This is a genomic window from Acidovorax sp., from assembly GCF_046339755.1.
Taxonomy (GTDB): Bacteria; Pseudomonadota; Gammaproteobacteria; order Burkholderiales; family Burkholderiaceae_C; genus Acidovorax.
The window spans coordinates 1-6,001 of record NZ_JBKDTZ010000115.1 but is presented as its reverse complement, the minus strand read 5'-3'; the positions used below and the strand labels follow the sequence as shown (position 1 = coordinate 6,001).

At 70.1% G+C, this 6,001-nt stretch carries 7 protein-coding genes and 1 pseudogene; 2 read left to right on the top strand and 6 right to left on the bottom strand.

Translation table 11 applies throughout. From position 1 onward, the window contains the following. The coding region (locus tag ACK59X_RS09100) for a YbfB/YjiJ family MFS transporter (RefSeq protein ID WP_409956673.1) at window positions 1-482 on the bottom strand (482 nt) is incomplete at its 3' end. 94 nt (window positions 483-576) lie between these two features. Here ACK59X_RS09100 and ACK59X_RS09095 point away from each other — a divergent pair. Together ACK59X_RS09095 and ACK59X_RS09090 are read left to right on the top strand one after the other, a co-directional pair. After that, window positions 577-1,449 (top strand): LysR substrate-binding domain-containing protein, encoded by an 873-nt coding sequence (locus tag ACK59X_RS09095; RefSeq protein ID WP_409956672.1) that lies wholly within the window; start codon window positions 577-579, stop codon window positions 1,447-1,449. Window positions 1,450-1,483: 34 nt separating this feature from the next. Further along, window positions 1,484-2,566, top strand: coding sequence for an NAD(P)H-dependent flavin oxidoreductase (locus ACK59X_RS09090; RefSeq protein WP_409956670.1), 1,083 nt, complete (start codon window positions 1,484-1,486; stop codon window positions 2,564-2,566). A gap of 7 nt (window positions 2,567-2,573) precedes the next feature. On the opposite strand, the gene ACK59X_RS09085 is transcribed toward ACK59X_RS09090, so the two are convergent. The 5 genes and pseudogenes from ACK59X_RS09085 to ACK59X_RS09065 all read right to left on the bottom strand — a co-directional run. Then, window positions 2,574-3,548 carry a glycosyltransferase gene (locus tag ACK59X_RS09085; RefSeq protein WP_409956668.1) on the bottom strand — a complete coding sequence of 325 codons (975 nt, stop codon included), beginning with the start codon at window positions 3,546-3,548 and terminating at the stop codon, window positions 2,574-2,576. Window positions 3,549-3,565: 17 nt separating this feature from the next. Continuing rightward, entirely contained in the window at window positions 3,566-4,825 is a 1,260-nt protein-coding gene (locus tag ACK59X_RS09080) for an O-antigen ligase family protein (RefSeq protein WP_409956667.1), read from the bottom strand. Further along, entirely contained in the window at window positions 4,822-5,637 is an 816-nt protein-coding gene (locus ACK59X_RS09075; RefSeq protein WP_409956666.1) for a glycosyltransferase family 2 protein, read from the bottom strand. Before ACK59X_RS09075 ends, ACK59X_RS09080 begins: the two co-directional genes overlap by 4 nt. Window positions 5,638-5,640: 3 nt before the next feature. Further along, window positions 5,641-5,847 (bottom strand): zinc-finger domain-containing protein, encoded by a 207-nt coding sequence (locus ACK59X_RS09070; RefSeq protein WP_184854883.1) that lies wholly within the window; start codon window positions 5,845-5,847, stop codon window positions 5,641-5,643. 5 nt (window positions 5,848-5,852) lie between these two features. After that, window positions 5,853-6,001: pseudogene (locus ACK59X_RS09065) on the bottom strand (branched chain amino acid aminotransferase); the annotation flags it as partial.

Below are 6,001 nucleotides of genomic sequence, written 5' to 3'. Positions count from 1 at the left end.
CCGCAGAAGATCAGGCCGGCGAGCTGGGGCCGCCCCAGCCGGGTGAGCTGCCCCATGCACCAGTTGGCCGTGCCCAGGAACACCAGCGCGCTGGCCACGCCGGCCAGAAAGCGCAGCCGCGGCCACGAAGCAGGCCAGGGACAGGCAAGCAGGCCGGTCAGCACCACGGTGGCCACGAGGCCGCCACGCGCCAGCGCCGCATTGCGGGGCACTGCGCGCAGGTGCCGTTCCAGCCAGGGCAGCGCCATGTACAGCAGCGCGCCAGCAAGGTAGCCGGCATAGTTGGCCGTGGCCAGCCAGCTGCCGGTGGCGATGTCGATCACGCCATCGTGCAGCATCATGGGCAGCAGCGGGGTGAAGGCAAAGCGGCCGATGCCCATGGCGACGGCCAGCGCGACCATGCCGGCCACGGCAACGCGCAACGGCGCCATGTCGGCAGGGTGTACGCTGCCGGGCGAAGGGGGAGAAGACACCTGGTCCATACGGGGATACCGGGAAGGGGTTGCCACGGCAGATGCCGCTGCTTATCATCATCCTAACAAGAGATTGAATTTATGTAATTCATACTTTTTAAAGATGGTTGAATCTTCCGCTTTGTGGGACCTTGCGGCCCTGGACATTTTCCGCACCGTGGCGGCCGAAGGCAGTGTCACGCGCGCCGCCGAGCGGCTGGGGCGCGTGCAGTCCAATGTGACCACCCGGGTGCAGCAGCTGGAGGCGCACCTGGGCACACCCCTGTTCCTGCGCGAAGGCAAGCGCATGGCCCTCACGCCCGAGGGGCAGGTGCTGCTGGGCTATGCTGACCAGTTGCTGGCGCTGGCCGAAGAGGCGCGCCAGGCGGTGCGCCCGGGCCCGCCGGGCGGCCGGCTGCGGATCGGTTCGATGGAGAGCACGGCGGCAAGCCGCCTGCCCGTGCCCCTGGCGCGCCTGCACGGCCAATGGCCGGGCGTGGCGCTCGAACTCTCGACCGCCCCGACGCGCGAACTGGTGGAGCGGCTGCGCGCCCATGCCCTCGATGCGGTGCTGGTGGCCTGGCCGCCGGGCCAGGCGCCGGACCCGGTCTTCGAGACCCGGCCCGTGTTCACCGAGGAACTGCTGCTGGTGCTGCCTGCGGGCCACCCGCCGGTGGCCGGGCCCGAGGACGTGCAGCCCGGTGCGCTCGCGGTCTTCGAACCGGGCTGCACCTACCGCCGCATCGGGCAGGATTGGTTCGCCCCCCGGCCGCAGCCCATGCAGGTGCTGGAGCTGGGCAGCTACCACGCCATCCTCGCCTGCGTGGCCGCCGGCAGCTGCGTGGGCATCGTGCCGCACTCGGTGCTGGCCATGACGCCCCATGCCGGGATGCTGAGCCACCAGCCCATCACCCGCATCGATACCCTGCTCACCTGGCGCAAGGGCTACCGCTCCAGCGCGCTCGACGCCCTGCAGCAGGCCCTGTCTGCCGCCTGACCGTTTTTTTCTCTTCCCGTTCCAGGAGCCCGCCATGACCGAGCACAGCCTTCGTACCGCCCTTTCGCTTCGCCTGCCCATCATCCAGGGCCCCATGACCGGCTCCGACACCCCCGCCCTGGCCGCTGCCGTCTCGGCCGCAGGCGGGCTGGGCTCACTGGGCTGCGGCATGCGTTCGCCAGCGGCCATGATCGAGGCGGCGGCCGAGGTGCGGCGGCGCACCGACCAGCCGTTCTGCATGAACCTCTTCGTGCAGGACACTCCGGCCCCCGATGCCGCCACGGTGGACACCGCAGTCGCCCGGCTGGCCCCGCTGTATGCCGAATTCGGCCAGCAACCGGCCATGCCTGCGCGCTGGTGCGAGGACTTCGCGGCACAGTTCGATGCGCTGATCGCCGCGCGCCCGGCGGTGGACTGCTACACCTTCGGGCTTCCTTCGGCAGCACAGGTGGCGCGCCTGCATGCGGCGGGCTGCTATGTGATCGGCACGGCCACCACGGTGGCCGAAGCCATCGCCTGGGCCGACGTGGGCGCCGACGGGGTCTGCGCCTCGGGCATGGAATCGGGCGGGCACCGCGGCACCTTCCTCGGGGACTTCACGTCGTCCATGATCGGCACGATGGCCCTGGTGCCGCGCTGTGTGGACGCGCTGGCGCCGCGCGGCGTGTCGGTGGTGGCGGCCGGCGGCATCATGGACGGGCGCGGTATCGCCGCCGCGCAGGCCCTGGGGGCCGAGGCGGTGCAGATGGGCACGGCCTTCCTGTCGTGCGACGAATCGGGCATCGGTGCCCCCTACCGCAAGGCCCTGGCCAACGCCAAGGGCACCGACACACGCACCACGCGGGCGTTGACGGGGCGCCATGCACGCGGCATCGTCAACGCGCTGATGGAGCGCCTGCAGGCCGATGAAATGGCCGTGCCGCCCTACCCCGTGCAGAACGCGCTGACGGGGGCGCTGCGCAAGGCCTCGAACGAGGCGGGCCGGGCCGACTACCTGTCGCTGTGGGCCGGCCAGGGCGTGGAAGCCGTTCGGCCCATGGCCGCAGCAGCGCTGATGGCGCTGCTCGAAGAGGAATGGAAGCAGGCCAGCGCGCGCGTGGGCGCCGCGGGGCACTGAACGGCGGTCAGCGCGTCCAGGGGAGGTCGCGGGCCGTGCCCTGGATAACGGGGTGCTCGCGGTGCAACACCTCGCCGGCCAGCACGCGCTCGTAGTAGCGCAGGTAGCCGCGTGCCATGGCCTCGGCGCTGAAGTGCTGCTGCACATGGGCATGGCAGGCGCGCGGGTCGGCTTGGTGGGCGCGCACGGCCTCGGCCAGTTCGCTGGCGCTGGCCGACAGGCTGCCGCATTCGGCCGGCACCAGTTCGGGCAGGGCCCCATAGGGCGTGCTGAACACCGGGCAGCCGAAGTACAGGCTCTCGATCACGGCCAGGCCAAAGGGCTCATGCCAGCGCACGGGAAAGATCAGGCCGCGCGAGGCGTTGAGCAGCTCGTTCTTCTGCTGGCCGCCGACCATGCCGAAGAAATGGATGCGGCGCGACAAGGTCCAGCGAAAGCCGCGCTTGAAGTTGATGCGGTCACCGCCCAGTACGTCGAGCTCCACGCCCGCGAGCTTGGCCACCTTGATGGCACCGGCCACGTTCTTCACGCCCCAGGCGGCCTTGCCCAGGAAGTGGTAGTGGTCGCGCGGGCGCGCGAAGTCCACCGGGCCGTAGGCCGACCAGTCCAGCCCGTTGTAGACGAATTCGGTGGAACCGTAGCGCGCCGCATGGTTGCGCGACAGGAACACGGTGTTCAGCGGCAACGGCTTGGGCTTGCGCGCGTTGCCGTGCTCGGTGACCAGGTAGGGGCGCGAGGGCTCGCTGCGCGGGTTGAACTGGAAGTGGGTGATGTCCACGTCGGCCGGGATCTGGCCGTCCCAGGGCGCGTCGGGCTTGATCGGCAGCACCTGGGCGAAGTCGCAGCTCGAGCCTTCGGGCACCAGGTAGCTCACGCGGTGGCCCAGCTGCACCAGGGTCTTGCCCAGGTCCCAGATCACGCGCTCGGTACCGCCGTAGCCGTAGACCGGGATGGGAGAGTTGTTGACCAGCAGGATATGCATCTGGGAAGCCTGTTCGTTCAGAAAGGGCGGCCGCAGCCGATGCGCGCGCGCCGCTCATGCAGCGCCGCCAGCACCAGCGGGCACATGAAGAGATAGAACATGTTGCCGCTGTTGTGCGCCAGGAAGACCTGGGTCAGGCCGAAGCCGATGTAGGACAGCGGCAGCATCACGCCGACCAGGCACAGCGAGAGCGATTCGCGGTCCATCTTGCCCGCGCCGTCGCGGATGCGCCGGGCCGTGGGCCAGAACATCACCAACGGAATGCCGTAGAACGCAAACAGCAGCAGCACACCGGGCAAGCCGCGCTTGGCGAACAGGTCCAGCACCTCGTTGTGGGCATGGCCGAATTCGAGCACCACGGGGTGCGCCAGGCCTGCGGCCACGCGGCGTGCCTTTTCCTGCTCGTAGCCGGCCCGGCCCCAGCCGGTGAGCGGCCGGTCCCAGCCCATCTGCCAGGCCAGCTGCCAGTGGGCCAGGCGCTGGCCCACCGAGCTGCGGCCATCGCCGTGCTGCTGGTAGGTCTGCATTTCCTGGCGCGCCTCGTCCACGCGCTGCTCCACCGCTGGCACCTGGGACAGGGCTGCCGCGAGCAGCGCCAGCACGCACAGGCCCCAGTACACGCGCCGCTGGCCGGTGGTGCGCACCAGCAGCCAAGCGCACACGGGCAAGAGCAGCACCAGCGCCAGCCAGCCGCCGCGCGACTGCGACAGCACCGAGCCCACCGCGCCCAGCACGATGGCGGCCACCAGCAGCAACCGCTGCCAGGCCACCCAGCGCCGCCACTGCACCACCAGCAGCAGGCCGCTGAGCACGCCCAGCAGCATGCTCAGGTTACCGTACTGGATGGCGTTGGTGAAGCCGCTGGCGCGCGGCAGGCCCTGCACACCGATCTGGTACAGGCCCACGGCGCCGCTGCCCACGGCCCCGACGGCCAGGCCCATCCACAGCCAGGAGGCGCGCGGCTCGAAGGTCATCAGGTAGAAGATGCAGGGCAGCGCCAGCAGGTACTTGACCGGCCGGTCCATGCTGCCCCAGCCCCAGGTGGCGCCCACGTCGAGCAGCCACAGCGCGGCCATGCACGAGAAAGCGGCCGTGAGCCACCAGGCGGCGCGCGGCGCCGGGCGCCGCCACCACACCGGGGCACTGGCCAGCGCCGCCAGCAGCAGCAGCGCCGCGCCGTAGGAATAGCCCGAGGGCAGCCACAGCGCCAGGCCGGGCACCATGAAGGCGCCCACGCTGGCACAGCGCCCGAACCAGCGATAGCTCCTGAGCGTCACCGGATCACCCGGCCCGTGAGGCTGTCGCGGTCGTAGTGCAGCGCGGCGTAGCGGAAGAAGCCCTCCAGCGCCACGAACAGGCAGTACAGGAAGCCCGCGCCCCCGCACAGGAAGCCCAGGCGGAAGACATACAGGCGCACGAACATCGAGCCACCCGAGGCCAGGCCGCGCAGCACGCCGCCGCGCTTGCCCAGCTCGGCGCGCTTGGCGGCGCCCAGCATCACGTACTGGGTGAGCTTTTCGAGGCTGGTGCGCACGGAGTTGCGCGTGTAGTGCAGCAGCCGTGCCCGCACCAGGCGGCGCGGCACGGCGGCGCCGCCGGGCTCGGGGTGCAGTTGCGCCTGCTCGTGCACCACGCCCGTGAATTCACGGACCATGGAACGCAGGAACAGCCGCTCGATGCGCGACTGCGACATGAAGTAGCGCAGCTCCTGGCCAAAGGCCACCATGCGCCAGCGGATGGTCCACACCGCGCGCTCGCCCGAGCGCACGATGGCCTGCACCTCCTGCTGGAAGGCCGGCGTCATGACCTCATCGGCATCGAGGAAGAACACGTAGTCGCCACGCGAATGGGCCAGCAGCCGGTTGCGCTGCACGGCAAAGCCCTGCCAGTCAGGGTAGGAATGGACTTCCGCGCCCAGGCCTTGCGCCAGGGCGACGGTGTCGTCCGTGCTGCCGCTGTCGACGACCAGCACCTGGTCGGCGAAAGCGGCGCTGCGCAGGCAGGCTTCAATACGGTGGGCTTCGTTGTGCGTGAGCACCGCCACCGTGAGCGTGGGCGGCACCTTCGCGCCGCCAGCGGCCGCCGACATCCGTCAGTGGCCAGCGTGTACGTGCTCGCCCGCCTTCAGGCGGTACACCGTGCCGCAGTAGGGGCACTTGGCCTCACCGCTGCGGCCCACGTCCAGATAGACCTTGGGATGGCTGTTCCACAGCTTCATGTCCGCCTTGGGGCTGGGGCAGAAGACCCCGCCCTGGGCGTTCAGGTCCTTGGCCAGCAGTTCGATCACAGCTTGGGACATGGTGTTCAGACCTTTGCGAGCCAGTGGGCGTATTTCGGGTTGCGGCCATTGACGATGTCAAAGAACGCGCTCTGGATCTTTTCGGTGATCGGGCCGCGGCTGCCGCTACCGAGCTCGATGCGGTCGAGTTCGCGGATCGGCGTCACTTCGGCCG